The sequence below is a fragment of the Lentilactobacillus senioris genome (assembly GCF_026798195.1).
Taxonomy (GTDB): domain Bacteria; phylum Bacillota; class Bacilli; order Lactobacillales; family Lactobacillaceae; genus Lentilactobacillus; species Lentilactobacillus senioris_A.
The window spans coordinates 297,665-321,529 of record NZ_JAPQEZ010000003.1 but is presented as its reverse complement, the minus strand read 5'-3'; the positions used below and the strand labels follow the sequence as shown (position 1 = coordinate 321,529).

The 23,865-nt window shown below is 38.4% G+C and carries 40 protein-coding genes and 1 tRNA gene; all 41 read left to right on the top strand.

What is annotated here, in order from left to right; translation table 11 throughout:
* Nucleotides 1–16: 16 nt before the first annotated feature.
* The 41 genes from OXT66_RS05825 (at nucleotide 17) to OXT66_RS05625 (ending at nucleotide 23,784) form a co-directional block, all read left to right on the top strand.
* Nucleotides 17–457, top strand: a complete 441-nt coding sequence (locus OXT66_RS05825) for an HNH endonuclease (RefSeq protein ID WP_268596449.1) — start codon at nucleotides 17–19, stop codon at nucleotides 455–457.
* Nucleotides 450–1,229 (top strand): Lin1244/Lin1753 domain-containing protein, encoded by a 780-nt coding sequence (locus OXT66_RS05820; protein WP_268596448.1) that lies wholly within the window; start codon nucleotides 450–452, stop codon nucleotides 1,227–1,229. Before OXT66_RS05825 ends, OXT66_RS05820 begins: the two co-directional genes overlap by 8 nt.
* 11 nt (nucleotides 1,230–1,240) lie before the next feature.
* Nucleotides 1,241–2,125 (top strand): ATP-binding protein, encoded by an 885-nt coding sequence (locus OXT66_RS05815; RefSeq protein ID WP_268596447.1) that lies wholly within the window; start codon nucleotides 1,241–1,243, stop codon nucleotides 2,123–2,125.
* The gene (locus OXT66_RS05810; RefSeq protein ID WP_268596446.1) at nucleotides 2,122–2,340 is read left to right on the top strand and encodes a hypothetical protein; all 219 of its coding nucleotides are present in this window, start codon (nucleotides 2,122–2,124) and stop codon (nucleotides 2,338–2,340) included. The genes OXT66_RS05815 and OXT66_RS05810 overlap by 4 nt, the downstream gene beginning before the upstream one ends.
* Entirely contained in the window at nucleotides 2,333–2,557 is a 225-nt protein-coding gene (locus OXT66_RS05805) for a hypothetical protein (RefSeq protein ID WP_268596445.1), read from the top strand. The genes OXT66_RS05810 and OXT66_RS05805 overlap by 8 nt, the downstream gene beginning before the upstream one ends.
* A complete protein-coding gene (locus OXT66_RS05800) occupies nucleotides 2,547–2,927 on the top strand; it encodes a hypothetical protein (protein ID WP_268596444.1) in 381 nt (126 codons plus the stop codon). Before OXT66_RS05805 ends, OXT66_RS05800 begins: the two co-directional genes overlap by 11 nt.
* The gene (locus OXT66_RS05795; protein ID WP_268596443.1) at nucleotides 2,920–3,363 is read left to right on the top strand and encodes a RusA family crossover junction endodeoxyribonuclease; all 444 of its coding nucleotides are present in this window, start codon (nucleotides 2,920–2,922) and stop codon (nucleotides 3,361–3,363) included. The genes OXT66_RS05800 and OXT66_RS05795 overlap by 8 nt, the downstream gene beginning before the upstream one ends.
* A gap of 136 nt (nucleotides 3,364–3,499) precedes the next feature.
* On the top strand, nucleotides 3,500–4,216 hold the full coding sequence (locus OXT66_RS05790) for a phage antirepressor KilAC domain-containing protein (protein WP_268596442.1): 717 nt from the start codon (nucleotides 3,500–3,502) through the stop codon (nucleotides 4,214–4,216).
* A gap of 14 nt (nucleotides 4,217–4,230) precedes the next feature.
* Nucleotides 4,231–4,920 (top strand): putative HNHc nuclease, encoded by a 690-nt coding sequence (locus OXT66_RS05785; protein ID WP_268596441.1) that lies wholly within the window; start codon nucleotides 4,231–4,233, stop codon nucleotides 4,918–4,920.
* Nucleotides 4,910–5,527 (top strand): hypothetical protein, encoded by a 618-nt coding sequence (locus OXT66_RS05780; RefSeq protein WP_268596440.1) that lies wholly within the window; start codon nucleotides 4,910–4,912, stop codon nucleotides 5,525–5,527. The genes OXT66_RS05785 and OXT66_RS05780 overlap by 11 nt, the downstream gene beginning before the upstream one ends.
* Nucleotides 5,528–5,539: 12 nt before the next feature.
* Nucleotides 5,540–6,091 carry a hypothetical protein gene (locus OXT66_RS05775; RefSeq protein ID WP_268596439.1) on the top strand — a complete coding sequence of 184 codons (552 nt, stop codon included), beginning with the start codon at nucleotides 5,540–5,542 and terminating at the stop codon, nucleotides 6,089–6,091.
* Nucleotides 6,091–6,285 (top strand): hypothetical protein, encoded by a 195-nt coding sequence (locus tag OXT66_RS05770; protein WP_268596438.1) that lies wholly within the window; start codon nucleotides 6,091–6,093, stop codon nucleotides 6,283–6,285. Before OXT66_RS05775 ends, OXT66_RS05770 begins: the two co-directional genes overlap by 1 nt.
* On the top strand, nucleotides 6,278–6,451 hold the full coding sequence (locus OXT66_RS05765) for a hypothetical protein (protein WP_268596437.1): 174 nt from the start codon (nucleotides 6,278–6,280) through the stop codon (nucleotides 6,449–6,451). The genes OXT66_RS05770 and OXT66_RS05765 overlap by 8 nt, the downstream gene beginning before the upstream one ends.
* Entirely contained in the window at nucleotides 6,448–6,807 is a 360-nt protein-coding gene (locus OXT66_RS05760; RefSeq protein WP_268596436.1) for a YopX family protein, read from the top strand. The genes OXT66_RS05765 and OXT66_RS05760 overlap by 4 nt, the downstream gene beginning before the upstream one ends.
* A gap of 207 nt (nucleotides 6,808–7,014) precedes the next feature.
* Nucleotides 7,015–7,266, top strand: coding sequence for a hypothetical protein (locus OXT66_RS05755; protein WP_268596435.1), 252 nt, complete (start codon nucleotides 7,015–7,017; stop codon nucleotides 7,264–7,266).
* A gap of 1 nt (nucleotide 7,267) precedes the next feature.
* Nucleotides 7,268–7,795 (top strand): hypothetical protein, encoded by a 528-nt coding sequence (locus OXT66_RS05750; RefSeq protein WP_268596434.1) that lies wholly within the window; start codon nucleotides 7,268–7,270, stop codon nucleotides 7,793–7,795.
* Nucleotides 7,792–7,995 carry a hypothetical protein gene (locus OXT66_RS05745; protein WP_268596433.1) on the top strand — a complete coding sequence of 68 codons (204 nt, stop codon included), beginning with the start codon at nucleotides 7,792–7,794 and terminating at the stop codon, nucleotides 7,993–7,995. The genes OXT66_RS05750 and OXT66_RS05745 overlap by 4 nt, the downstream gene beginning before the upstream one ends.
* Nucleotides 7,992–8,450 (top strand): hypothetical protein, encoded by a 459-nt coding sequence (locus OXT66_RS05740; RefSeq protein WP_268596432.1) that lies wholly within the window; start codon nucleotides 7,992–7,994, stop codon nucleotides 8,448–8,450. Before OXT66_RS05745 ends, OXT66_RS05740 begins: the two co-directional genes overlap by 4 nt.
* Nucleotides 8,451–8,561: 111 nt before the next feature.
* Complete coding sequence (locus OXT66_RS05735) at nucleotides 8,562–9,020, top strand: ArpU family phage packaging/lysis transcriptional regulator (RefSeq protein WP_268596431.1); 459 nt, start codon at nucleotides 8,562–8,564, stop codon at nucleotides 9,018–9,020.
* A gap of 470 nt (nucleotides 9,021–9,490) precedes the next feature.
* Nucleotides 9,491–9,565, top strand: a tRNA-Ile gene (locus OXT66_RS05730).
* 440 nt (nucleotides 9,566–10,005) lie between these two features.
* Nucleotides 10,006–10,554 carry a hypothetical protein gene (locus tag OXT66_RS05725; RefSeq protein WP_268596430.1) on the top strand — a complete coding sequence of 183 codons (549 nt, stop codon included), beginning with the start codon at nucleotides 10,006–10,008 and terminating at the stop codon, nucleotides 10,552–10,554.
* A gap of 241 nt (nucleotides 10,555–10,795) precedes the next feature.
* Nucleotides 10,796–11,326, top strand: coding sequence for a hypothetical protein (locus OXT66_RS05720; RefSeq protein WP_268596429.1), 531 nt, complete (start codon nucleotides 10,796–10,798; stop codon nucleotides 11,324–11,326).
* A 71-nt stretch (nucleotides 11,327–11,397) separates the two neighbouring features.
* Nucleotides 11,398–11,619, top strand: a complete 222-nt coding sequence (locus OXT66_RS05715; RefSeq protein WP_268596428.1) for a hypothetical protein — start codon at nucleotides 11,398–11,400, stop codon at nucleotides 11,617–11,619.
* Nucleotides 11,603–11,767 (top strand): hypothetical protein, encoded by a 165-nt coding sequence (locus OXT66_RS05710; RefSeq protein ID WP_268596427.1) that lies wholly within the window; start codon nucleotides 11,603–11,605, stop codon nucleotides 11,765–11,767. Before OXT66_RS05715 ends, OXT66_RS05710 begins: the two co-directional genes overlap by 17 nt.
* A gap of 240 nt (nucleotides 11,768–12,007) precedes the next feature.
* Entirely contained in the window at nucleotides 12,008–12,886 is an 879-nt protein-coding gene (locus tag OXT66_RS05705) for a hypothetical protein (protein ID WP_268596426.1), read from the top strand.
* Between the two features lie 14 nt (nucleotides 12,887–12,900).
* Complete coding sequence (locus tag OXT66_RS05700) at nucleotides 12,901–13,377, top strand: helix-turn-helix domain-containing protein (protein ID WP_268596425.1); 477 nt, start codon at nucleotides 12,901–12,903, stop codon at nucleotides 13,375–13,377.
* Nucleotides 13,358–14,821 carry a phage terminase large subunit gene (terL, locus tag OXT66_RS05695; RefSeq protein WP_268596424.1) on the top strand — a complete coding sequence of 488 codons (1,464 nt, stop codon included), beginning with the start codon at nucleotides 13,358–13,360 and terminating at the stop codon, nucleotides 14,819–14,821. Before OXT66_RS05700 ends, terL begins: the two co-directional genes overlap by 20 nt.
* Before the next feature lie 16 nt (nucleotides 14,822–14,837).
* Nucleotides 14,838–16,406 carry a phage portal protein gene (locus OXT66_RS05690; protein WP_268596423.1) on the top strand — a complete coding sequence of 523 codons (1,569 nt, stop codon included), beginning with the start codon at nucleotides 14,838–14,840 and terminating at the stop codon, nucleotides 16,404–16,406.
* Nucleotides 16,406–17,329, top strand: coding sequence for a hypothetical protein (locus tag OXT66_RS05685; protein WP_268596422.1), 924 nt, complete (start codon nucleotides 16,406–16,408; stop codon nucleotides 17,327–17,329). The genes OXT66_RS05690 and OXT66_RS05685 overlap by 1 nt, the downstream gene beginning before the upstream one ends.
* 14 nt (nucleotides 17,330–17,343) lie before the next feature.
* Complete coding sequence (locus tag OXT66_RS05680; protein WP_268596421.1) at nucleotides 17,344–17,856, top strand: capsid assembly scaffolding protein Gp46 family protein; 513 nt, start codon at nucleotides 17,344–17,346, stop codon at nucleotides 17,854–17,856.
* Between the two features lie 14 nt (nucleotides 17,857–17,870).
* Entirely contained in the window at nucleotides 17,871–18,239 is a 369-nt protein-coding gene (locus tag OXT66_RS05675) for a hypothetical protein (protein WP_268596420.1), read from the top strand.
* Nucleotides 18,240–18,252: 13 nt separating this feature from the next.
* Nucleotides 18,253–19,461 (top strand): major capsid protein, encoded by a 1,209-nt coding sequence (locus tag OXT66_RS05670; protein ID WP_268596419.1) that lies wholly within the window; start codon nucleotides 18,253–18,255, stop codon nucleotides 19,459–19,461.
* A 16-nt stretch (nucleotides 19,462–19,477) separates the two neighbouring features.
* Complete coding sequence (locus OXT66_RS05665; RefSeq protein ID WP_268596418.1) at nucleotides 19,478–19,681, top strand: hypothetical protein; 204 nt, start codon at nucleotides 19,478–19,480, stop codon at nucleotides 19,679–19,681.
* A 3-nt stretch (nucleotides 19,682–19,684) separates the two neighbouring features.
* Entirely contained in the window at nucleotides 19,685–20,017 is a 333-nt protein-coding gene (locus OXT66_RS05660) for a hypothetical protein (protein ID WP_268596417.1), read from the top strand.
* A gap of 13 nt (nucleotides 20,018–20,030) precedes the next feature.
* Nucleotides 20,031–20,261, top strand: a complete 231-nt coding sequence (locus OXT66_RS05655) for a LysM peptidoglycan-binding domain-containing protein (protein WP_268596416.1) — start codon at nucleotides 20,031–20,033, stop codon at nucleotides 20,259–20,261.
* Nucleotide 20,262: 1 nt separating this feature from the next.
* Complete coding sequence (locus tag OXT66_RS05650; RefSeq protein ID WP_268596415.1) at nucleotides 20,263–20,721, top strand: hypothetical protein; 459 nt, start codon at nucleotides 20,263–20,265, stop codon at nucleotides 20,719–20,721.
* On the top strand, nucleotides 20,711–21,121 hold the full coding sequence (locus OXT66_RS05645) for a hypothetical protein (protein WP_268596414.1): 411 nt from the start codon (nucleotides 20,711–20,713) through the stop codon (nucleotides 21,119–21,121). The genes OXT66_RS05650 and OXT66_RS05645 overlap by 11 nt, the downstream gene beginning before the upstream one ends.
* Entirely contained in the window at nucleotides 21,105–21,602 is a 498-nt protein-coding gene (locus tag OXT66_RS05640) for an LIC_12616 family protein (protein WP_268596413.1), read from the top strand. The genes OXT66_RS05645 and OXT66_RS05640 overlap by 17 nt, the downstream gene beginning before the upstream one ends.
* The gene (locus OXT66_RS05635; protein ID WP_268596412.1) at nucleotides 21,602–22,792 is read left to right on the top strand and encodes a hypothetical protein; all 1,191 of its coding nucleotides are present in this window, start codon (nucleotides 21,602–21,604) and stop codon (nucleotides 22,790–22,792) included. Before OXT66_RS05640 ends, OXT66_RS05635 begins: the two co-directional genes overlap by 1 nt.
* 13 nt (nucleotides 22,793–22,805) lie before the next feature.
* Nucleotides 22,806–23,243: a hypothetical protein gene (locus OXT66_RS05630; RefSeq protein WP_268596411.1), complete on the top strand. Its 438-nt coding sequence runs from the start codon at nucleotides 22,806–22,808 to the stop codon at nucleotides 23,241–23,243.
* Nucleotides 23,244–23,262: 19 nt separating this feature from the next.
* Nucleotides 23,263–23,784: a hypothetical protein gene (locus tag OXT66_RS05625; protein ID WP_268596410.1), complete on the top strand. Its 522-nt coding sequence runs from the start codon at nucleotides 23,263–23,265 to the stop codon at nucleotides 23,782–23,784.
* The last annotated feature ends 81 nt before the right edge of the window (nucleotides 23,785–23,865 follow it).

Here is a 23,865-nt window from a genome sequence, read left to right as displayed (position 1 = left end):
TAGGAGGTGATAATGCTTGGCTCCGAATAACTGGTATGAAAAAGTATTGTCTGCGGATGTTATTGATGATATAAAGCGAAACTCGATTATTAGTCAAAAATGTAAACCATATTATGATTCATTCGTTCGTTTTGCTGCTAAGCAACGAGTAAATTATGAGAATGACTTAGAAGCAGAGTGGCAAGAATATTCTGAAAAGTACTTAAATAAGCGTTTATATAATACGGACATTAATTTGTGGAAAAAATTAAGCAAAAAAATTATGGAACGCGATAAGTACACATGCTTATATTGCGGGCAAATTGGTGGGAAGTTAGAAATCGATCATGTTTTACCAATATCAAGAGGTGGGACAAATGATTTCGATAATTTAGTTACCGCTTGTCAACATTGCAACAGACAAAAACATGATAAAACAGCCGAAGAATATGCAGATTGGAAGGATAAGCATGAATAGTTACTTTCCCCACGATAGTAATGCTAGAAATTCCATGGAGTTAATTAAGGTTCGCGCTAAATACAAAGCTGAGGGCTATGGTGTTTTTTGGATGCTTCTTGAACGACTACGCGATGAAGATAATTACATGAGTATTAGAGACTATAATGCAATAGCCTTTGATCTTCGTGTAGATGCTTCATTAGTAAAATCTATTGTTGAAGATTTTGGGTTATTCGTCTTTACCGATGACGGTAAGTACTTTTACTCCGAAGGATTTAATAAAAGAATGTCGATCAAAGATGAAAAGAAAAGACGCCGATCCGAAGCCGGTAAAAAAGGCGCAACTAATAGATGGAAAAATGAAGAAAATAGCAATGCTATGGCAATGCCATCTAATGAGGATAGCAATGCTATGGCAACGCCACCTAAAAACGATGGCAAGGAAAGTAAAGTAAATGAAACTAAACCAAATAATAAAAAGAATAGTGCATCTGACGATGGCACGACCTCTTTTGAATCTGATTTCGATGAAATTTGGGAAGAGTACCCGAACAAAAAGGGTAAGAAAGCGGCATTTAATCACTACCGAGCTTGGCGTAAAAAGAGTGTCAAACATACCAACGAATATTTGTTTGAACGTCTAAGGCTTTACAAACTTGATCTTGAAGCTAAAAAGGACTGGTTAAGACCTATGAACGGGTCAACATGGTTTAACGGACGCTTTGATGACACTTACGATTCGGAACAGCAAGAAGAGGAGCAAACGAATAAGAATTGGTTTGGTGATTAGGAGGTGAGTATATGCCTACAGACCGAGAAAAACTTTTAGCTGCTAACGATAACTTAAAAATGCGGCAGCAATACGAAAAACAGCAACAAAAAGATGATTTTGCGCCCATAGGAGAAGGAATGGCGAGGATGTTTTTAAAAGCTAAACAGCACGTTGATCCTGATGAATTTGCCCGCCTTATGGATGATGATTACCGAGAACGACGTAGGCAGGAACTAGAGGAGCAAACCATTAACAAAGCTGTAGCGGAAGTGAACGACACTAAGAAAAAGCATTATTACAAATGCTCGCTATGGAGCGGTGATAAACCATTAACTTTTTCGTTTAGTGATTGGAAGGTTGATTTACAACCTGATCCCCACGCAGCTAAAGAAATTGGCAAAAAGGCTTTTGGGCTTGCTAAGCAACTGGAAAATGACAATTTCAATATCGCAATGAGCGGAGATCGTGGGGTTGGAAAAACATCTCTAGCATTAGCTATCATGCAGCAACTTATGGATAACGGTAAAAGCGGCATGTTTGTTTCTACAGCTGAGCTACTAAACCTAATCAGCCGTAAGTACGATGATGCATCATTGGTTACTAAAATTAATCGCATTAAGCGTTCGATGGTTGAAGTTGATGTGTTGATTCTTGATGATTTCGGTACTGAAGGTGGCATGACGGGAGCTATTAAGCCGGTTCATAAAGACATGCAAGATCTTATGTATCAGGTTTCTAATGCTCGTGTTGATTTTGAAAATAATAGATCTAAGGGAATCACTATTATCACAACGAATAATACTAAATCAGAATTAAAAAAGATGTACGAAGCCAAATTTGTTGATCGAGTATTTCCGAGAAATCCGGATCATCAAATAGCTTTCGAAAATATGAAAGGAGTACGTAACGTATGAAAGTTAGAGCTTACGACGGACACTTGGTATCTGTTGAACCTAAGTGTCCAATGTGTAATGGAACTCACGTTTTATGGTCAGGTCCAGAGTTTGAAATGACTGCTGAATCTTGCCTAGTATGTGGCCCAATCAGTGAAGAAGAGTCACACAAACGAATTGAAGCTATCAGAAAGGAATGGGCGCCATATGCGCCTAAGGAAGAGGTCAATGTTTAAAGCAGTGGGTAGTAAAACGCATAAAACTTATCTCGTGGCAAATACCTACGAGGCAGTTCACCGCTTGCTTAAGGATATGTTTCCGACGGTGAAATACCCTAAGCGATACAATCTGGACCCTAATCGCTATGGAAACGGCAAAGTGATGAATCCAATTTATCCAGAACCAATGTACATCATTCAAGTAAAGGACGGGTGGCCAACACATGCCAATTAAAATTAAAGATTCAACAGTTTACGAGTGTTACGACAGTGCTAAGTGTGAGTACGGGGACAGCAAATGGCAAGTTTTGCTTGAAGCTTTTACTGGTGAAATTAATGATCTTGCCGATGGAACAGAGATGAGTGCAAATGACATCTTAAAGGTCACTGACGCAATTCTCCGTGGTGTCAATGTTGAGCTGGAAGAAGAACGATATGCGCTATGTACACGAGGAAGCTCTGATATAGCTTTTATTGATGATAAAGGTTTTGTGAGAACATTCTTAGCCATTAGCAGACACACACAAGCAGAATGGGACGCAGCATTTTCTAAAACTCCTCGAATTAATAAAGATGCTTTCGAAAAGGTCTATGAAGATGACTAGTGTGTTTCTGACAATTCACGGTGAACCAGTATCAGCGGGACGTCCTCGTTTTACTCGTCAAGGACATGCTTATGACCCTGCTAAGAGCAGAAGCTACAAGCACATGTTTCGATTAGAAGCAGGCAAGCAATTTGCTGAGTTGCACCAGAAACCTTTTAGTGTGGATCAACCAATCGAAATATACATCGCTATTTATCGACCAATACAAAAATCAGTTAGCAAAGCTGAACGGACCAGACGGTTATTAGGAGAGCATATGCCTGTAGTTAAACCGGACACGGATAATTACGTCAAAATTGTTTTGGACAGCCTAAATGGGCTTATCTGGGATGATGACAGGGCAATTTGTCATATTGATGCTTGGAAATATTATTCTGATGATCCACGTGTCGAAGTGATAGTTAAAAAGATGGTTCCAAAAGTAAATCAAACATAAATCGTTAATATCGCAGAAAGAGAAACACTGATATATCAACGTTCATCAAGCATTACGGATTTACTTCGAAGATAAAAAGTTAATAAATCAAAAGATTATCAAAAGATTTGACAATAAACGAAATGAGGGATTTGGAATGAAAGACTTAGTAATTATGAAAAACCAGCAAGCAGTTACTAGTAGCTTACAAGTAGCGGAAACATTTAGAAAAGATCATCGGCATGTTTTAGAAGCTATCGACTCAATTAAAAAGGGGGTTGCCGAAAATTGGGCAGACCTATTTTATGAAGATACTTACACTCACCCCCAAAACAAACAACAATATCGAGTTATCTACATGAACCGAGATGGATTCACATTGTTAGCCATGGGCTTCACCGGTAAGAAAGCATTAACTTTCAAACTGAAATACATTGAAGCCTTTAATTCAATGGAAAAACAAATTCAAACGGGTTATTCAATTCCAGGTAGTTATGCCGAAGCATTGAAATTAGCGGCTGATCAAGCGGAGCAAATTGAGTTACAGAAACCAAAAGTATTATTTGCTGATTCAGTAGCAACTAGTCATACATCAATTTTGATTGGTGATCTTGCAAAGATTTTGCGTGGTAACGGAGTAAATATCGGCGCTAATCGATTGTTTGAATGGATGAGAAAGAACGGTTATCTGATCAGTGGTAATCGAACCGATCGCAATATGCCAACTCAGCGAGCTATGGATTTAGGGCTATTTAAAGTCAAGGAGACGGTGGTTAATCATTCTGATGGACATACATCGATTAGTAAGACGCCTAAAGTTACCGGTAAAGGTCAGCAATACTTTATCAATAAATTTCTAAGTGTTCCTGTGTAATAGGAGGTTAAGCGTTGTTTGCCAAAATAATTAGTCTGCAGGGCAACCAAGTGACCTTGCAGCTAGATGACGAATTGAATATGGATCAGCTCCAGCGATTCGCTAATGGCAAGCAACCAACCGCTGAGCTGATAATTCAAGATGAACGGTTAATTAGCCCGGATCAACGCAAAAAGATATTCGCTTTGATTCACGATGTGAGCCAGTTTACCGGATATTACGAAAGAGATACCGAGATGGTATTAAAGTATCGCTACTACGCTAAGACGGGCGCTGACAGCTTCTCAATGTCTAACTGTGATATGACTACGGCTAATCAGTTTCTAACGTTTATATTGGACTTCTGCTTTGAATGGGATATTCCTTTTAGAACGAAGCTATGGGATAGCATACCGACCGATTACCACTTAGCCGTTCAATGCCTGAGGTATCGAAAATGCGTGATTTGTGGCAAGCCAGCAGAAATTGCGCACTACACAGCAGTTGGAAACAGGAAACGAAATCATACGGATCACCGTAAATTTAGCTTCATGAGTTTGTGCCACGATCATCATTTTCAGCAGCACCAGATGGGAGTTAAGAGTTTCGTAATTAAGTACCATATTCGGCCCGTTAGGTTGTCCGACGATGACCTGATCCGGCTACATATCATGACCAGAAAACGAATGGATGAAATAGATGAGGAGGCAGCTAATGGCTCGTAATGCTTGGGATCAGAACCATATCAAAAAGCTTAAAAGAAAACTAATTCTGGATCCGGATACCAACGAAGTACTAAATCTTTCGGAGTGCTCAGTTGAATTTGATATTGCTAAAACTACAATGCGTAGGAGGATCATTGAACTGCGAAAGGTTGGAGAACTTCCTAAGATCGACAAGCGTAACCAATTCGATGAGTATAACCGTCCATATTCTGATAGTGAACTAAAATCAATTTCTCAAATGTTCGAATATGGCTGTAGTAATGAAGAAGTTGCTCAGCGTTTCAATCGAACAATTAAAGGTATTTCATTTTTACGCAGTAAATTAATTCATCAAAACAAGATCAATTACGTTTGCCAACCGTGGTCTGACGATGAGGATAGATGGCTGTTAGATCATATCGAACTGGATGCTAATAATATAGTTTCCAACACTCAAGAGATCGTTAAAAGGTCGGAACGATCTAAGAACGCTATAGAACATCGCATTCACAAGCTAAGAGTTGCGGGAAAGATTCCATCAACGACTAAAAGAGGAGCTTCAGATCCCGGAATTAAAAGGTGGCTGGATTCAGAAAAAGAAATTAATCAATGGATTTTTTCAAACTAGTGGAGGAAGACGATGACTAAAAATAAGCGAAATAAGGGTCGGACATATACGGGATCTACCGATATGAATGGACGCAAAATTTATGTAGGTGATTTTGTAGAGTACTGTAACACCGCTCCAATCGTTTCTATGCTTTATCGAAGCGTAGTTCAAGAACAAGACGGCGGTTACACAATGTTATTTGAAGGCGGACGATCCAAAATGATTCCCGGAAAAATACCGTATACGACCAATTACGGTGAGTTCAGTCGTGTAGATCCAAATCTTTTGACCACCGAGAGTAAGTACACATTTATTGAATTGCCTATCGAACAGAGGAATTGTCCTTATTGCCATAGCTATGAAGTTGAAGAATCTTTCGGCAGCGACAATGTTTTTATAAATGTGGACGGTAAAACTCTTTATCCAGATAAATTGAATCTAGGCAAACCGCTAGGCAATGATGACATGATGAGCATTCAAATTGAAGTGGACCGCAATTTAATTGTTGAGTTCACCGATGCAGGACCATTTGGAGAGCCAATTAGCTTTTGTTCTAAATGTGGTAGAAAGTTGAGCAGCTAATGAAATTTAAATACTCAGACGGTCAAATCAATACCAAAACTGACCGGAAAATCCTAGGCACCTTAAACGAGGTGGATTGGAACAGCACTAAAACAATTACGGGCCATGTCGTTCCTGCTAAGAAGCCTCAAGAATGGGTTGCTAATGGAACGGTGATTGGCGGAGTTATGTATGTGGAGGAAGACGATGAGTAATAAGGAAACATTAGGGGAAGCATTTATTCTTACTTGTATGGCAATGGTTTTAAATATTTCTAGCTTCCCGTTAGATTGGCAACACGTAGTCAGTACCTTTACAGCCTCTTTGTTAATCGCTAAATTGCAACAATGGGCCGAAGGCAAGAAAGAGAGAAAGCAATGAGAGAGATTAAGTTCAGAGCGTTTGAAAAAAGTTTGGGAATGACGCTTCCTGTTGATGCTATTGATTTTTGCGAAAATTATGTTGTTGTCCATATAGAAGACAATTATATGGAATGGTATTTAAATGAGGCAATTTTAGAACAGTGCACCGGTTTGAAAGATGTGAATGGCGTTGATATTTACGAAGGCGACATTGTAAAAGCTTTTCATAACTACATTGATACAGTGATATTTAGGATAGGATGTTTCGGATTTGATGCCAATTACAACCACCCGTTCACTCCGCTATGTAATCTAGATGGATCAATGGAAGTAATCGGCAACGTACATCAAAACCCGGAATTATTGGAGGAGTAGTTGCAAAAAATGCAACTGTCGTAAGAACGGCAATTAAAATATCTATTTTATGGAGGTTTGGAAATGCGAATTTTACGCCAGCTCTTTTGTCGTCATAACTATTATATTGTGTTGTCGCCGGGCATTGAGCGAATTCCTTTCCTAAAGTGTAAGAAATGTGGAAAGGTAACGGACTGGGTAAAATAACAATTTTATTGGAGGATAACGATGGGAACTGAACTTTTAAAAAAATACCTTAAACGTTTTGATGATGGATTTGATGTAACTCAAATCGTGGGGGCCAAAAATATTATGTTTGATGGAACCGATATTGCATATGTTTTTGACGATGAACCAATGAATTTTATTATCAATGCAGCCATTAACCGTTTGCCATTTGATGAATCAGTAATCTATGACATTGCAAAACAAATTTTTATATATGCAGCGTTAAAAAATGAATATAGGGGTGAGGTATAAGATGCTTAAAACTTATCGCAAAATAACAACCATTCAGGCTGAACAGTTTGATGGTTCACTAGGTATGGCTAATAAATACGACATGCACCAAAATGTGGTTTACGAAACGATAAATGACCATTTTGTTGCTAATTCACTTTTGCCAACTTTAGAAGGAGATATGGCAGTTTACAAAGGTGACTGGATCGCTACTGGCGTTAATGGTGAGCGTTGGGCTATTACTGACAACATCTTCAAGAAAACCTATGTAGAGGTGGAAGAACGGGATAACAAAGTATTTTATGTACGTCGTGACGAAGTTATTAAAACCGAGTATGTAGTGATGCTCAACGATAAATTGTATTTGGAAACAGGAACGGACAATAATTTTAGGTTTACTCCGAATATTAATGACGCTCGTAAATATGATTCATTGAAGGACGGATTTAGGTTTCTGAAAAAAGTTAAATTTGGAGCTCTTCCTATAGCTGAAAAGGTAGGCGGCAAAGTTTATAAGTTGGAGACGACCATTTCGGAGGTGGAAGAATGACGGCTTCCTTTTTAATGATGTTAGCGGCCATCATTATCACCAACATATCTTTAGCTCTTCAAAGCAAACGTATTAAAGAATTAGAAGAAAAAACTTTTGCGCTAGAAACCATCACGATAGCTACTCAGAGGATAAGTCGCATCACTAATGAAGATGTTGTAGCAGAAATCAGTAAGATGATTAACGAGGTGGAAGAATGAAAGATTTAATCATTAGCGCCGTGATTGGTGGAGTGATCGGTGTAGTTGGATTTTGGGTAGTTTACTACTTATTCTCCGGTGGACATAAAAAGGAATGGCAAATATCTGACGAGGAACCTCGCATTTGTTATATAGAAAAAAATAGTGAATTAGATGATTTAAGGCGAAGAACGATTGATGAATATAACAAAAAACTTTATGCCGAAAATAAGTTGGATCTACTTGCTACTGTAACTGATTCTTCAAAGATTCATGACGTACTTAACGAAAAATGGAATGAAGGTTATGTATATGCCGGTAAATTGATCAACATTACGTCTGGAAAAAGATCTACTAGAGTCTTGGATTATGCAGAGGTCATAGGTGGAAAAAATGCTTATCCTATTTTTCTAGTGGACGAGCTTTATGTTTATAGGAAAGAGCAACCCAAATTAGGGCTAGCTGTTCTTGAGTAAACAAAAAAAGCCGCCCCGGCAGGCGACTTAGTAGTGCTTCTTTTCAATTAGTCAACACCTAATTATATCATTCACAATAACTAATTGAAATAGAGGAAAGAGGCGCTATTAGTGTATTTCGGAAGAATTAACAAAGAAAAAACTATTGAAAATGCTAGAACTGTTTTAGAAAAATACGAGTATATGCACAATATCGAATTAAGAGAATTAGTTTCGCTTCAATCACCCGTTATAAGTGATGAACCTAAGGCTCAAAATGTTAGTAATCCGAGTGAAGATAAAGCAATCAGATTTGTTCAAGCGAAATCGTACTGTAGCACGGTTAGAAATGCTATTGAAGTCATTGAAAATGAAGTTTACCGGATTATTTTGCAAGATACATATTTGGTTTCAAGTTTTCAAGGCAATCGAAGTGTAATGGACCATATTGCAAGTAGTGGTAACCGGATTGAAGAAGCACAATTCTACCGTATTAAAAACGAGGCACTAATTTGTTTCGCTGAGGTTTGCCCTCCAGTTTACATTGATAATGCCATGGAAGAAACCTTTGAACTGTTGGTTTTGAAATGATAGTAAATTGATAGAAACGTGATAGACCAATGATAGAACTTGGGCGGTATTATGATACCGTGAAATAATTAGGAACGCCTCAAGTTGTCGCTAGGAGCTTTAAGCCGGTTCGATTCCGACTGACAACATTTGCCATTGGCAAAAACTTAGCCATGACCGGACGGTCTGACGGTTCGACTCCGTCACATGGCTTTGCTGCTGTGATACTACTTACAGGTTTTGCATCATTACTGAGTCCTCCAGACTAAAGTTAATTTTTCACTCCTTTCCGAAATTAGATATATAAATACAATCCAGCAGCAAGTGACTTAGTGCATAGGACAATTTAACGGTTCAAGCCCGTTCTAAGTTATAGCCCCGCAAAAATAATCGAAACAACTCTAGGGGCAACATGAGGCATGGCGGAATAGGTAGACGCATTCCTAAATTGAGATCGAGTTGGTAGCTGGTCAACAGCATTTAGGGAGATTGGGACTGGTAGCTCAGCTGGTTAGAGCGCACGCCTGATAAGCGTGAGGTCGATGGTTCGAGTCCATTTCAGCCCACTGAATAAGATTATGCAGGGTGCAAATCCTTGCTACCTCATTGGGGGAGCCACACTAGCGTTAGAATGCTAGTAGCGTGCGATGATCCCTTGGGTAATGGAATTTGGTTATTAATTTTATAAAAAACGACCTGACACTCGTAAGTTAACTTTTGCCATTACCAAACATAAGGTGGTCATACGACCACTTATAAAGTAACCGTGTTCTGGTGAGGGGCTGCCTCCGATAGCAGCCTTATGGGTTCAAATCCCATACACGGTATAGATCATAGGTATCTAAAAAACGATTGTAAAAATTAACAGCCTATGGTCAAACTCGCTAAAATAAAAATAAAATAACGTGTCGTACTCATAAGCAACGGCGAGGTAAGGGACTGGGGACAGTCCTTTTTTGATACTTCTTAATTTGTTACTATATTAATTAACAAATTAGGAGGATTTATGATGAATGATGTCTTAGGTTGGGCAATTACAATTCTTTTAGCAGTTATCGCTATATTTTTATATAGGTTACCTTATGTTTGGCAAGATAAAATGTTAGAAAACTTAAAAAATAAGAATAGCAGTCAATTGCAACGAGAATCTTTTTTTAGGCAAACAAGTAATAACGATCAACAAGATTTACTTGATCGTTGGACAAAAAGAATAACTTATATGGATAAAGCAGTAGACAGTGATGATTTTATTGACTTAGTTCATAAGACTATTTTATATGGTTCTGATAACACGGTAGATATTTTAAGTTCATTTGACCAATATATGTATAAAAATATATTAGAGGAAGATCAAAATCCCAGTCAAACTCAATCTAATATGTATACTTCATACATGGCATGCATAATTGTTAGTCTTAAAGAAGACTTTTCTGGATACGTTGTTAATCCATTGAATATTATCCGCATTAAAATGAAGGATTTTGACGAAAATAAGGACTCATACAAGAATTGTATTTTAGAAATAAAAAAAGATGTAAATAAAATTTCTAGGTAAGGAGAAATAAGACAATGATAGTTGGTACTTTTTTTAATTCAGATTTTTTAATAACTGGTACTGCTATGATTTTCTTCATGTTAGCATTATTTTTAATAATTGTTTTCTTTTTAAAAAAATAGGCATAATTATAATATATAACTATCAAGACGTACTTAAATGGTGCGTCTTTTTTAATTATCATTTTATTCAAACTATTATTCTGATATTCTATTAGAAGTATTAGTTTGGAGGAATGGTAGTGAAGAAAAGGTTTAAAGATTTTTTATTGGATAGTAAATTCTTTTACGCTGTTTTAGGATTTGTACTTGGGGCAATTATTCCCACATGGTTTTTAATTAATGACAACCCAGACGCATTTGGTGATCTGGGTGAATGGGCCAGTGCCATCGGTACCCTAATGGCTGTGATCGTTTCCTTATATTTGGCTACCAATAAAAAAGGTAAATTAAAAGTATTTAGGTGGGCAAAAGGCGATGAGAAGCATATGACAATAGTAAATGCTGGAACAGCACCCATAACATTTCTTCCGTTTGTGAAAGTTATACAAAAAGAAAAAAGTGATAATTCTGAAACGGAAAGTGATAATTCTAAGTTAAACGATGGATATACTGTTGCTGATAAAGATAATAATTACGTAACTTGGATTACTTTACAGGTCGGTGAAAGCTATGATGTACATGTTCTATCGTCGAATTTTAATAAACAGTTAAGTAATAAAAACTATGAAATTAAAATACGTGATTCGGATAATAAATTGACGAATTTATAACAGTTAGATGCTTCGCAAATTAAACAGCCCGTAGGCTGTTTTTTTGTACCCAAAATTAAGAGGAGGATAACATGCGAAAACTAAAGTTACATAGTTTGCACGATGACGGTCATGCACTGCTTTACCAGCTGTTAGATGTCTGCACTGAGGAAGCCGTGAACAGTGTGGAACTGGATATTGATTACAGTAAGAAGAATGCTCCGCTGTTTATCCAAGGTAAGCGTGTTAGAAGTGGAGATATTGCTCTCTACAACGAGGACAAGTTGGTGATTCATCATGTCAAGCATGACTAGAGTGGATGGATACTTTGCTAGCTGGGAAGAAGTCCAAGAAGACCGTAAGTTGCAACGTGAATTGGATGAGAAGAGGAAGTTAGCTAAATCAAGTAAGAAAAAGGATAAAAATAAAAGGGATAAGGTGAAGTTCAATGGGACTCGTTAATAAATTAGCATGGTTCATATTACTAGCATTGATTTTATGTAAGGCATTAGGTTGGTCTACTATTACTTGGTTACCAATTATTATTTATAGTGGCATTTGACTAATGCTAAATATTTTCGTTGTGGCGTTCATTGTTGTAGTTGCAGCCGCTATGGCTTACGAAAATAAACATAAAGATGAATAGCTATGGTTACTATATTTTGATACTCTTAAATTAATAAAATTTTAGGAGTGTTGAAAGTGGATTTTAAGTATAAAAATAAAACTATTAGGAATATCGCTGTCTTTGTTTTTATATTTATTTTTGTAATTCCAATGATAGTAGAGGCTTTTATGTTGAGCGGATTATTCGATGGAGCTACTGGAAAAGGTAGTGATTGGCTTGGGTTCTGGGGTGGATACCTTGGCGCTATTGTTTCAATAGGTGGTGTTTATTGGTCATTAAGGCTTCAATTTGAGCATGACAATAAAAATCTCCAAAAACAAATAAAAGAAAACCAAAAAGAGTTTAAAACTCAATTAAATGAAAATCATAGAATAGAGAGATATGGTGCCAGGCCGGATTTTATTGTTCAATATGATGTTTTTAATGTAAATGCTATTCAAGACTGGAATTATCTTTATATTAATAATTATGATGAAATTCAAACTGAAGATTTCATAAAAAAACATAGTATTGGCACATTATTGAGCATCAATGCAGTGTCTGGTTTTAAGGAATCATTGCCTACATATGTTAAAGCTATTAAGATTACTAATCAATCTGACAGAGCTATTTTGAATGTTAAGGTTACTATATCTATTTCAAATGATTATAAAAACAAAGATGAAACAATAGAAATCCCGTTAATACCTGCCAATGATTTCGCTTTTTATATTCCTCGTTTTTTCATTAATCAATCTGGTTGGGAAATTCAAACAATGAATTTTTGGGTTAAAACGAGGTATGAAAGGTTATATTACCAATACGATCATTTTCAAACAACGAATGTTTGGGAAATTCGAACAGGGAATCCATCTAGTGATCAGGAAGTTAAACCTGGATGGATTCCAGGATGGTTAGAATTCGAGCCAGATACATTTGAGAGAATAACAAACATATCAGAAAAAAATATTTAAGGAGGTGGGGCGTCATGGCAAAAGGAAAATATCAAGAGTGGTTAACACCGGAAGGATTAATCAAAATTGAAGGTTGGGCTCGTGATGGCCTCACTGATGAACAAATATCGCAAAATATGGGCGTTAATAGGACGACTTTGTATGACTGGGAAAGAAAGTATCCCGACATTTCCGACGCCTTAAAAAAGGGTAAAGAGGTTGTTGACTATCAAGTTGAAAACGCCTTGCTAAGGCGAGCGTTAGGCTATACAACTATCGAAGTTACTAAGGCTGTATCGGAAGAGTCAGGAAGACTTGAGGTATTTAAAGAAGTAGAAAAAGAAGTGCCACCAGATACCACGGCCCAAATATTCTGGCTGAAGAACAGGAAACCTGAAAAGTGGCGTGATAAGCAAGATATTGATGTATCAGGCGGCTTAAATATACCTAACTTAAAAGAGTTGAGTACTGAAGAATTGAGGCGATTAGCTAATGAGCCTAACGAAGAGTGAACGTGCAGCGATTGCTAAGCAGTCACGGTTAGAGTTAGCTAGACGCAGTTATGCTGATTATTTCCAGATGTCCCAAGATTATCAAATGAAGTTATTTCCACATACAAAATTATTATGCGACGCTCTGCAGCCTATTGCTGATGGTGAGCGTCGTTTTTTAATTGTTGAAATGCCGCCACAACATGGCAAGTCGACTACTATCACGGAAACTTTTCCTAGTTATTATTTGATGAAACATCCCGAAAAAGAAGTTATGGTAGCTAGTTATTCTGATGATTTAGCACAACGCTTTGGTAGTCGTAACCTAGCTAAGTTTAATGAATTTGGTAGAGATATGTACGGATTAACCAGTTCTCCTACTAAGCATACGAGCAATGAATGGCAAATCGCTAACCACCGTGGTGCTATGCATTCAACCACTATTTTAGGTTCAGCTACTGGTAAGCATTCTGATTTATTGATTATTGATGATCCAATTAAAGGTATGCAGGACGCTAACTCAACCACAATTCGCAATAAAATTTGGGATGAGTGGCAGGCTAGTTTCTATAGTCGTTTATCAGCCACTGGATCAGTTATAGTAATTATGACTCGCTGGAACGTTGATGATTTAGCTGGTCGGCTATTAAAGGAAATGGCGTTACCGTGGGAAGAAATCAAGTTGCCGGCGATTGCTGAGGAAAACGATATGCTAGGCCGTGAAGTTGGCGAACCATTATGCCCGTTCCCGCCTATGAATAAAGGCAAGGAGTGGGCAGAACAAACTATGCGAGTATCTGGCTCTAAAACATGGGCAGCATTATACCAGCAAAGACCAGTACTAGACGGTGGGAATATCTTTAAAGCTAATCAAGTGCATTACTATCTACCTGACGGGGCAACAGCTACTAGATTGGGGTTAGATCATGATGAATCAGTAGCTATTTTGCCTAAGTTAGATAAGTCTTGGAGTAGTTGGGATCTTACTTTTACAATGTCGGATACTAGTGATTATGTGGCTGGTCAAACATGGGGTAAGCAAGGGGCCAACTTCTACTTGCTTGATCGAGTACATGACCGAATGGCATTTAATGATCAGTTAAAAGCGATTATGAGTATGCATCAACGGCAACCACAAGCCAAAGCCATTTACATTGAAGATAAGGCGAATGGATCAGCCATTATTAACACAATTCGAAATGTAGTATCAGGAATCATTCCAGTAGTTCCGGAGGGCGATAAAGTCACTCGGGCTAATGTAGTGGTTCCTTTTTATGAGGCTGGAAATATCTATTTACCACATCCGAAATGGCAGCCTTGGGTACTCGAAATGTTAGATGAATGGACCGGTTTTCCTAATATGGAACACGACGATGAGGTTGATTCGATGACTCAAGCATTAAGTCGTGAAGTTGCAGCACAGCCAGCGCAAGTAGCCGTCAGTCATGACCGGCTTTTTTATTAGAAAGGAGGTAGCCTAAATGACACAATTAAGTTCTATTTCTCGATATTTAAAGGATCGTGATGGTCCTAGTCGATTTATTAGTGGTGGTATAACTGGCGAAAGCAATCGTTGGTTATCTGAGCATGTTTATCTAGATGATAATGACGTACCACGTTGTTCGCCGGATTTTGATATTGAGCAAAATCTTGATGAAGTTAGTGTAATGCTAAGCACTTATGACACTATGTTACGCAACCAGTACCATTTAAAAATGCGTTACTACAAGGGTGACCATGAAGCGATAAGGGATAGGACTCAGTTTAGTACCATTGACCCAGATAAGAACCGAGTGGTAGTTAATGTGGCCCGTAACTTAGTTAATACGTTTAGTGGTTTCTTTATCGGCATTCCACCTAAAATCACCTATGCACCAAACAGTGATAAAAACGTTGCCGAAAGTAAAGTCAGTGAAATTAACGAGCTGATTGCCCAATCATTATCTGATAGTGATTCTGACGATGTTTTCTATGAACTGGCTAAAAAGGCTGATATTTATGGGCGTAGTTACCTAGTAGCTTATATTGCTAACGACGATGGAAAGACACTCAAGTTCACGCATAAAGCCCCTGAAAATGCCTTTGTGGTTTATAGCAATAATGAAGATAGCAGACCGCTATTTGGGTTTACCTTTGAAAAGGTTGATGGTCGTCAATTTGGGATGCTTCACACGCCAACTAAGATTTATAAATTTAGTGATGAAGATTTAGCAGCTGCGGGTGGATTTGAAGCTAGTGTCAAATGGAATGAGAATGTTATCGACAACACTGTGGGCATGGAATTTATCACAGAGTTACCTGAGAATGATGAACGCTTAGGGATGTTTGATGATTTAGTATCGCTAATTGATGCCCAAGATAAAGTAATGTCCGAAAAGGTTGATGATAACGACAACTTCTCAAATGCTATCTTGCTAACTATGGGTGTGGCTGACTTTTCACCATTGCAAAAGCAAGAGGTTAAACGCTGGCGAGTTATGCAGGTACAAAATACAGATCCAAAGATTAACCCGGAAGTTAAGTATTTGCAGAAACCAGATGGTGATGGACTACAAGAAAACACTTTGAAGCATTTGTCCGATAAGATTTATGATGGCGCTCAAGTTGTTAACCTTGCCGATCCTAATATCAGTACTGCTGCTTCAGGTTTTGCTTTAACCCAGAAGATGCAACCCATGCTAATGGCTGCGTCTACCAAGGGCGAAAAAATGCGCAAGACTATTAAGCGATTACTACGGATTATCTTAAAGCACAATAATCTTGGTAACGATAAAGAAATTGCCGATATTATTCGTGATATAAAAGTCGAATTTACGCCTAACGTCCCACACTCGGAAGTTGATGAATCCACCATTGTTAGAAATCTCAATGGTATTGTTTCTAAGCGAACGTTGATTAGTTACTTAAGCCGAGTTCAAAACATTGATGATGAGCTTAAGGCAGAGGAAGAAGAGGCTGAAAAACGTATGACAATGTTTGATGAACCAGATTCCGAGGAAGAACCTTCAAGTAATGGTCAAGATGAGCCACCAAAAGGCGGTGATGCTTAGTGAAACCGAGTAAATCATTAGCTAAGAAGCGTGAAAGAGAAATCAGAGCTGATGACTCTAGTGACGCTGATACACTAGCAAACTTATTGACCAGTGCCAGTGCTGATATTAGGCAATACGTGAGTTATTTTGTTGATAATTACAACGAAGACGGAACGCTAGCGATTAACGCCATGCGAACTGCTCCAAATACTGATGACTTAACTACTTGGAAGAAATTCATTAAAAAATACAAGCAGTTATTGTCTGGTAATAGCGAAGCACAGTATCGAATTAAATCAGCCCAAAAAATGGCTGGATTTGACCGCGAGACGTTGCTTAGTTCAATCATCAAGGTAATTACCTCTAAAGTGGCTATCGACGCCGAGACATTCATTAAACAAGCAATTCAAGCTGAAGCTGGTAAAGAGGTCACATTTCAGGGGAATGTTATTAAAATCAATGGGATTCCCGATGGCGACTTAGACAAGCAGATTAATGATATTGTTGAAAATTTTATCAATCGAGAAACTCAAGACTTAACGTTATCCAGCCGGATATGGCTAAAGGCTGACGCGTTAGCAGCTAAGATTAATCAAGCCATTCATAAGGCATTGGTGGCTGGTATCGATGTTGATTCGATAGATGATCAGCTATTTTATGAAACGAGTCGGTTAAATGAAGATTCAGTCAAGTCGGTTAGCGATTCGACAATTAAATATTATGTACATGCTTTGTTACTAAACGAAAAGGCATTGATAGTTGCGGCTATCGGTGCCTTTTTAGCTACCCATTGGAAACTGAAACGCGCTGACTGGTACACAGTTGAGGATTCTCATGTTTGCCAGGCATGCAAGTCACCTCAAGGAGCGAACCCATATGCAGCTAGTGATATTCCTAGTAAGCCACATATAGGGTGTCGCTGCTTTGTTATTTATTACTAAAAGGAGGCCAAACAATGGCAGAAGATCCAACTATTACTGAACCAGAAGTAACAGATCCACAACCACTAGCGGGTGGAAACCCAGAACCAAAGAACGTAGATCAAAAAGAATTACGTGAAAAGTTAGCTCAACTAGATGATTTAGGCGAAAAAATGGACAAGTTGTTTGAACAATTTAACAAACCGGATGGAACTGAACCTGATGAGCCTAGCGAACTAGAAGTTGTTAAACAGCAACTAGCTAAGCAGCAACGCAAAGAATCGTTAGGCTTGGCTAGAGCTATTGCCAAGGAATCCGATCTGGAAATTGATGGTCTTGAAAGCTTCTTTGTGGGAGACAACGACGATGTGACTAAAGCCAATGTTAAGTCCTTTGTGGACTATATGCAGGCACATGATGAAGCGTTGAAGAAGTCGCTAACTAAAAGCACTGATACGGGCTTTAATACCACGAGAAGCGACAAGATTGGTAATCCACAAGATTTCTTAGGCAACATGCTGGATGAACAATTTGGATCACAAAAATAGAGGAGGAAATATCTATGTATCACGGAAGTTACGAAACTCAACCAGAAATTTTAATGAATTTCGCTCAAGCCTTAACCTTGCCAGCAACAATGAATGATGAAGCGGCAACAGCAAATGAAGAGGGACGCAAAGTTATCAAAGCGGGGACTCCACTAGGGGCAGATAAAGACTTTCGTCGTAACGCAGGAGTTATTTTGACCCCTGTCACCGACGCTACCAAGGTTCAAGCGATCGCTATGCATAATGTTGATATTACTGACGGCCCCAAGGCAGCAACTGTTATTAAACGTGGGGACATTGCTTATGACAACATGGCTGAAGATGTCCAAGCGCTTTTTACTGACGAAATTCAAAAAGCTCTTACCCACATTATTTTAGTTTAGGAGGATTTTTTTAATGGCTAATATTGACGAACTAACCAACTTGAAAGCAATGTCCGTTTATTACGAACGAAAGTTGCTAACTTTACCACCATATTTAAGTGAATCTTATTTCCCTGCAACTAAGATTGCTACTGATATGCTCTCTTACCTTACTCAAAAACAAGGTGCTCCAGTTATGGCTAAAGCATCAACTTATGATGCCCAAGCAATTCCTATGAATCGTGAAAAATTCAATAAAGAATATTTCCAAACTAACTTTTTCCGGTCAGCTTCAGCATTGAATGAAACTGACTTAGAAGAAATCAACCGTGCGCTATTCAATGGCGATGATACCTTAGTTAAATCATTAATCTTAGGTTTATTTGATGATAAAACTAAGATGCTACTTGGCATGCGGACTCGTCGTGAATGGATGGCAATGCAAGCCTTAATGACTGGCAAAATCAACCTAAGTTCTAACGGTGTTAATACTCTAATTGAATATGCTACTGATGAAGATTTAAATGCCGATGTAGATGTAGCCTGGTCTGATACTGCTAACGCTAATCCGATCGAAGATATGCGAAAAGCAATTACAGCTATGAAACATAAAGGTATTACTCCTAATCAAGTATTAATGAATGATGACACCTTCCGGATGCTGTTAAACAATGAACGGATCAAGACCACACTTTGGCCAGCTAATTTTGATACTTCTAAAATGATGATGACCGAAGACCAAGCGGTTGACTTTATTGTTCGCAATCTACACGTTATCCCAGTAGTGTATGACCAAGGATTTGTTGATGAAGAAGCAACTGGTACTGACAAGTTCACACCATTCTTAACTCCAGGTAAAGTTGTTCTTATGAATGCACCAATTCCACAACAATTTGCTAAAACTGGATCATCTTCTACTGGTTTAGTTCAATCAGCTTCAGTAATTGGACATATGGCATTTGCTCCAACTCCAGAAGAATTAGGCTTACGTAATGGTAAGATCGCTTCTAACACTGTTCAATTCTTTGATACCGGTGTTGCTTATCATGAATACTTCAATGATTCATTAGTTCAAACTGAAGATTTAGTTTCCATGAACTGCTTACCATCATTTGAAGGATCACAAAGTGTATTCCGTTTGACGATCACTAAACCGGAAGAACCAGAAACTCCACCTACTGAAACTGAAGGACAAAAGGCTTCAGTAGAAAAGAAGACCGCTACTAAATCTACCAAGAAGTAGTTAGGGGGGTAATCCAATGCAACTCAATGTTTATAAAAAGGGCGAGTCTACACCCTCATTTAATGGTGATGATACTGGTGTTGCAATTACAGGGTTAGCTGCCGGAACTGTTGTAGTAACTGGTGACTATGAAGTAACCCACACCGGTGATAATCTATCTGAGTCTTCACGTGTTGCTGTTGAAGGATTTACAGTTTTAGATGCTGATTCGGGGGCGTAGATAGTGGACGAACAAAACGTTATCGACCGAATAACCCGCAACCCACAATTTAAGTTTGTTGATCCAGCCGACATCATCGATGCCGTAGCGGATGCAAAGAATATCGTCAGCAAATATGAATGGCCGGGGACTTCAATCAATCGAGCGTTGTACCTATACGCTTGTAATTTACTCTTCAAGGATCTTATTCAACCAAAGAATAAATTCAAAACAGTAAAAATTGAGGATGCAAGCTATTCCAGATCTGACGATGCGGATAAAAACCATTACTGGGACGATTTTTTAGATTTATTAAACGAATTTGGTTACACCAACACTGTAACCGGATTTTGTTAGAAAGGTGATATGAATGGCTAAGAAAAATGTTAAAACTGAAGAACTAAAGATTGCGGGACAAATTAAAGTGAATGGACGCACTGCAGATTTTGCCACCTATAAAGTGTCGGAAGGCGAAACTCTTTACAGTATTTGGATTAAGTTTCGTGACAAGAGCACCGTTGGGGCCATCAAAACAGCTAATAGCTTACAAGGCAACGATTTAGCGGGTGTAAAAACATTAAAGATTCCGTTGGTACTTTAAAATGAGTTCTGGAGCAGACAAAGTTATTCAAAAACTGCAGCTGCAAAAGAGACGGTTAAAGCAACTAAATACCAATCAGGCTAATGTAGGGGCGTTTAAAAACGTTCCTGAACATTCTCCTGAAGAATTGCAAAAAATTGTGAGGTGGAACGAATTTGGTACGGATAAAATACCAGCTCGTTCCTTTTTACGTGGGGCAAGCGCTCGTAATCGTAAACACAGTTGGAAATATACAGCTGGAGTAGCTGTTAAAGGCGTTTTAAAAGGACGTTTAACGGGTAATCAAGCTTATAAATTATTAGGTGGCCAAATGGCTGATGATGTTAGGCATCAAATCGATATTATCGGTCCACCTAATGCTCCAGCGACTGTCAAAATGAAAGGGCGAAATCAACCGTTAATAGATACTGGCGGTTTATATCGGTCGATTGATGAGAAGGTGACACACCGTGATCATTAATGATTTCTTTGAAGCGTTAGAAGAGTTTTATGTACCAGTTACCGTTCACCTGAAACTCAATGTTTTGAGTGGCGGTAAAACTAATGCATTAAATGAGTTGGTACCGATTAGTAAAAATGATGTTGTAAATGATTCAGATAAAGTGAGCTTATCTGAACCAGTGGTACCAGAATCATCTAATTCAGTGACTACTCTAGCCATGGCTCAAAGCCTAAGCGGCGGAGGTAATACGTTACCTCGCCGGTATAGTTGGTACTCACAACACGAATTTCCTATTGGCACTATCGTTGAATATGACAATCGTATTTTACAAATCGATACCGTTACCGACTACAACCATGTAGCCGGTATTTTTGTATACAAATTGAAAGGGGATGATTCGCTTGAACCGACCGTTTGATAAGCAACCAACCGATTATGATTCCGTGATTGGCTCTTTAGTTACGGAAATTGAAAAAATCGCTGATTGCCCAGTAATTCCAAACGAACAAATCGCTAAAGCTAAAGAATTCCCATTTATCAGTTATTACCCGTTGATGTATGACGATCCGGTTTATTCAGATCCGAACATTAACAGCGGGCAATTTGAAGCAATCATTTCCATAGACGTGTTTTGCAAGACCTTATCAGAAGTAATGCAAAAGGCCGGCGCATTGCACGTCTTTTTACGTGACCCATATGTAAGACAGGAATTGCGGAATAACGGAATCGTCATTGCTAGTGCTGAATCTCCAAAAGGCAGAGCAGTTAATGACCTACCGTTCAACTCGGTGCATCACCACGGATTTGATGTAACCATTCGTTACACTCGCCATTTTCAAAGTCCCATTGATCAAATATCGAATGCGGATATTACAACGAATTTTAAGGAGGAATTTTAATGGCAAATGCATTATTCAGTACCGTAAGTCGAATTTCACCGGTACACATTTCAAACAAATACGTTACCGAAACAGTTGCCCCATTTATGGGCATGCTAGTTAAGGGAACTACCCAAGGTATTAAGGTATACAGCGATTTAGATGCTGTTGCTGATGATTTTGAACTTTACTCACCATTCTGGAAGAAAGCTCGGGCATATTTTGCAGCGAACAATGAAGCTTCAAGTCTCTTGGCTGTGACTTTTGCTCCGGGAACTTTAGAACCAGCGCCAACTCCAAGCAGCGTTACCGCGACTCCTACTAAGGACGGGGCAGTTATTAAAGCTGCTGATGCTAATAGTGATGGCTCAGAGTTATCAGCTGACGCGATTGGCGCGGTAATGGCACTTAAGAAATATTACTTTGCCGGACCACAATTTTGGATTTTGGCAGAATTTGACGATGAAGTTTCTCATGCTATTTCAAATTTTGTTGAAGTCCAAAATACTGGCGTTTACGTTGCTTACTCCAATGACGCAACTAAATTGCAAACCTATGCTGACAATAAAAAAACACAGCTATTGACCTTGCCTGTCGTTGATGATTCAACAGTTGAAATGCAAGACCAATACAACAATGTATTCGATGCTGCTTATGTAGGTGCGATGTACGGCCGCAAACCTCACTCAGCTACCAAATACGCTTTGGGTGATTTGCCATATACCCAACCACAAGATCGATATGAATTTACTCCAGATGATCAAGCTGAACTAGATAAGTACAACATTGTGACTTATGCATACGTGCTTGATTCACCACGTATTACTAGTTCAAGAACTGCTGCGGAAAATATGCATATCGATATCATTTTAGGATGGGATTGGATTCAAAACACAATCACTAGTCGAGTGGCTAATCTATTTGTCCAAAATGCTAAGCAAGGGATTCCATATTCAGAGGTTGGTTTTGATTCAGTCATTAATACCATTAGTGGGGTCTTCATAGATGCAGGAGATTTAGACATTATTGCACCTGAACTGGACGCTAACGGTTCTGAGACCGGTAAGCCTAAATACGAAATTCACCATGTAAAACCAGGACTATTACCAAAATCATACGAAACCAAGCGTGAAATGCGTGGTATCGAAACTAAATACTACCCAATGGGCATGCTGGAAGATGCCTATATTGAAAACACGATCGTAATGTAGAGGAGGATTAAAAATGGCTGATAATTTATCAAATCAAGTTCTTGAAGACGACGAACCATTGTTTGATGCTGCTGATGTGGCAATTTATTTAGATGAAAAGCTGGTTAAATACTTTAACGGTAATGACATGGTATCCATTTCATGGACAACCGATAACGTTACTTTAGATATTGATGCTCAAGGATCTGGTACTGCTGTTCGAAACCATGATGGGCGAGGAACTATTACTTTGCATTTGAACCGTGCTTCCGACACTTGGCAAGACATTATGGGTTATGGGGTTTCGACTGGATACCACAAAATTAATATCTCTACACCATACGAAAGTGTTTACGCAGGCAAAGCTTTGCTTACTAAGAACCCAGATATTAATGTCGGTGGTCAAGCACAAACGGTTGATGCAGCATTCTCATGTATCAACATTTCTCTTGAAGGTAACAAAAACAAATAAAAAGTGAGGTAATTGTACTATGGAAAACGAAAATTTAGATGACGCATTCATTCAAGATCAATCAGCTAATGAGGGAGTTCCAACAAGTTCAGTAGAACCTAAAGCAACCCCATTAGAAGACTATTCAGATCGAAAACAAGAAGTAACCAAGACCGAAGAAACTCATCCAGAAGTATTGGACTATATGCCATCGATCAAACGGCAAGAAGTTTTAGCCGTTGATGATAATTTTAATTTTGTTTACGTTTTGAAAAACGGTAAGAAACTTAAAACGTCAGTTGCTAAACCTGACTTGGCGGTCAGTACCGAACTATCTGACACTACAATTCGCTTTAATCAAACCAATGATGGTAATCAAGAAATGATGGTTAACAACTTTGGCGTTTATAAATTAATTATGGAAAAACTCATCCGAGTAATTCTTGTTAATGAAGCACCACTTCACACTGTAACTTTTAAGAGTTTATCAGAAATTGGGATGACCAAAGGCGAACTAGATGATTATATGGGCATCATCGCCACGTTTTACCTCGAGGAGTAATATTTTTTTCAATAAACGGCAAATTGAAAAACTTTTCGACAAAAATCCCGGTCTAGCGATGGAATGGTCCGCTTATATTAA

What these genes read in the sequence shown, in the direction of transcription:
- OXT66_RS05740 (WP_268596432.1), top strand. Translation starts at nt 7,992, where the DNA reads ATGAAAGATTTAATCATTAGCGCCGTGATTGGTGGAGTGATCGGTGTA.
- OXT66_RS05635 (WP_268596412.1), top strand. Translation starts at nt 21,602, where the DNA reads ATGGCAAATGCATTATTCAGTACCGTAAGTCGAATTTCACCGGTACAC.
- OXT66_RS05745 (WP_268596433.1), top strand. Translation starts at nt 7,792, where the DNA reads ATGACGGCTTCCTTTTTAATGATGTTAGCGGCCATCATTATCACCAAC.
- OXT66_RS05675 (WP_268596420.1), top strand. Translation starts at nt 17,871, where the DNA reads ATGTATCACGGAAGTTACGAAACTCAACCAGAAATTTTAATGAATTTC.
- OXT66_RS05690 (WP_268596423.1), top strand. Translation starts at nt 14,838, where the DNA reads ATGACACAATTAAGTTCTATTTCTCGATATTTAAAGGATCGTGATGGT.
- OXT66_RS05820 (WP_268596448.1), top strand. Translation starts at nt 450, where the DNA reads ATGAATAGTTACTTTCCCCACGATAGTAATGCTAGAAATTCCATGGAG.
- OXT66_RS05665 (WP_268596418.1), top strand. Translation starts at nt 19,478, where the DNA reads ATGCAACTCAATGTTTATAAAAAGGGCGAGTCTACACCCTCATTTAAT.
- OXT66_RS05755 (WP_268596435.1), top strand. Translation starts at nt 7,015, where the DNA reads ATGGGAACTGAACTTTTAAAAAAATACCTTAAACGTTTTGATGATGGA.
- OXT66_RS05765 (WP_268596437.1), top strand. Translation starts at nt 6,278, where the DNA reads ATGAGTAATAAGGAAACATTAGGGGAAGCATTTATTCTTACTTGTATG.
- OXT66_RS05780 (WP_268596440.1), top strand. Translation starts at nt 4,910, where the DNA reads ATGGCTCGTAATGCTTGGGATCAGAACCATATCAAAAAGCTTAAAAGA.
- OXT66_RS05760 (WP_268596436.1), top strand. Translation starts at nt 6,448, where the DNA reads ATGAGAGAGATTAAGTTCAGAGCGTTTGAAAAAAGTTTGGGAATGACG.
- OXT66_RS05655 (WP_268596416.1), top strand. Translation starts at nt 20,031, where the DNA reads ATGGCTAAGAAAAATGTTAAAACTGAAGAACTAAAGATTGCGGGACAA.
- OXT66_RS05630 (WP_268596411.1), top strand. Translation starts at nt 22,806, where the DNA reads ATGGCTGATAATTTATCAAATCAAGTTCTTGAAGACGACGAACCATTG.
- OXT66_RS05715 (WP_268596428.1), top strand. Translation starts at nt 11,398, where the DNA reads ATGCGAAAACTAAAGTTACATAGTTTGCACGATGACGGTCATGCACTG.
- OXT66_RS05770 (WP_268596438.1), top strand. Translation starts at nt 6,091, where the DNA reads ATGAAATTTAAATACTCAGACGGTCAAATCAATACCAAAACTGACCGG.
- OXT66_RS05810 (WP_268596446.1), top strand. Translation starts at nt 2,122, where the DNA reads ATGAAAGTTAGAGCTTACGACGGACACTTGGTATCTGTTGAACCTAAG.
- terL (WP_268596424.1), top strand. Translation starts at nt 13,358, where the DNA reads ATGAGCCTAACGAAGAGTGAACGTGCAGCGATTGCTAAGCAGTCACGG.
- OXT66_RS05815 (WP_268596447.1), top strand. Translation starts at nt 1,241, where the DNA reads ATGCCTACAGACCGAGAAAAACTTTTAGCTGCTAACGATAACTTAAAA.
- OXT66_RS05710 (WP_268596427.1), top strand. Translation starts at nt 11,603, where the DNA reads ATGTCAAGCATGACTAGAGTGGATGGATACTTTGCTAGCTGGGAAGAA.
- OXT66_RS05795 (WP_268596443.1), top strand. Translation starts at nt 2,920, where the DNA reads ATGACTAGTGTGTTTCTGACAATTCACGGTGAACCAGTATCAGCGGGA.
- OXT66_RS05800 (WP_268596444.1), top strand. Translation starts at nt 2,547, where the DNA reads ATGCCAATTAAAATTAAAGATTCAACAGTTTACGAGTGTTACGACAGT.
- OXT66_RS05750 (WP_268596434.1), top strand. Translation starts at nt 7,268, where the DNA reads ATGCTTAAAACTTATCGCAAAATAACAACCATTCAGGCTGAACAGTTT.
- OXT66_RS05700 (WP_268596425.1), top strand. Translation starts at nt 12,901, where the DNA reads ATGGCAAAAGGAAAATATCAAGAGTGGTTAACACCGGAAGGATTAATC.
- OXT66_RS05790 (WP_268596442.1), top strand. Translation starts at nt 3,500, where the DNA reads ATGAAAGACTTAGTAATTATGAAAAACCAGCAAGCAGTTACTAGTAGC.
- OXT66_RS05775 (WP_268596439.1), top strand. Translation starts at nt 5,540, where the DNA reads ATGACTAAAAATAAGCGAAATAAGGGTCGGACATATACGGGATCTACC.
- OXT66_RS05625 (WP_268596410.1), top strand. Translation starts at nt 23,263, where the DNA reads ATGGAAAACGAAAATTTAGATGACGCATTCATTCAAGATCAATCAGCT.
- OXT66_RS05805 (WP_268596445.1), top strand. Translation starts at nt 2,333, where the DNA reads ATGTTTAAAGCAGTGGGTAGTAAAACGCATAAAACTTATCTCGTGGCA.
- OXT66_RS05680 (WP_268596421.1), top strand. Translation starts at nt 17,344, where the DNA reads ATGGCAGAAGATCCAACTATTACTGAACCAGAAGTAACAGATCCACAA.
- OXT66_RS05650 (WP_268596415.1), top strand. Translation starts at nt 20,263, where the DNA reads ATGAGTTCTGGAGCAGACAAAGTTATTCAAAAACTGCAGCTGCAAAAG.
- OXT66_RS05725 (WP_268596430.1), top strand. Translation starts at nt 10,006, where the DNA reads ATGATGAATGATGTCTTAGGTTGGGCAATTACAATTCTTTTAGCAGTT.
- OXT66_RS05670 (WP_268596419.1), top strand. Translation starts at nt 18,253, where the DNA reads ATGGCTAATATTGACGAACTAACCAACTTGAAAGCAATGTCCGTTTAT.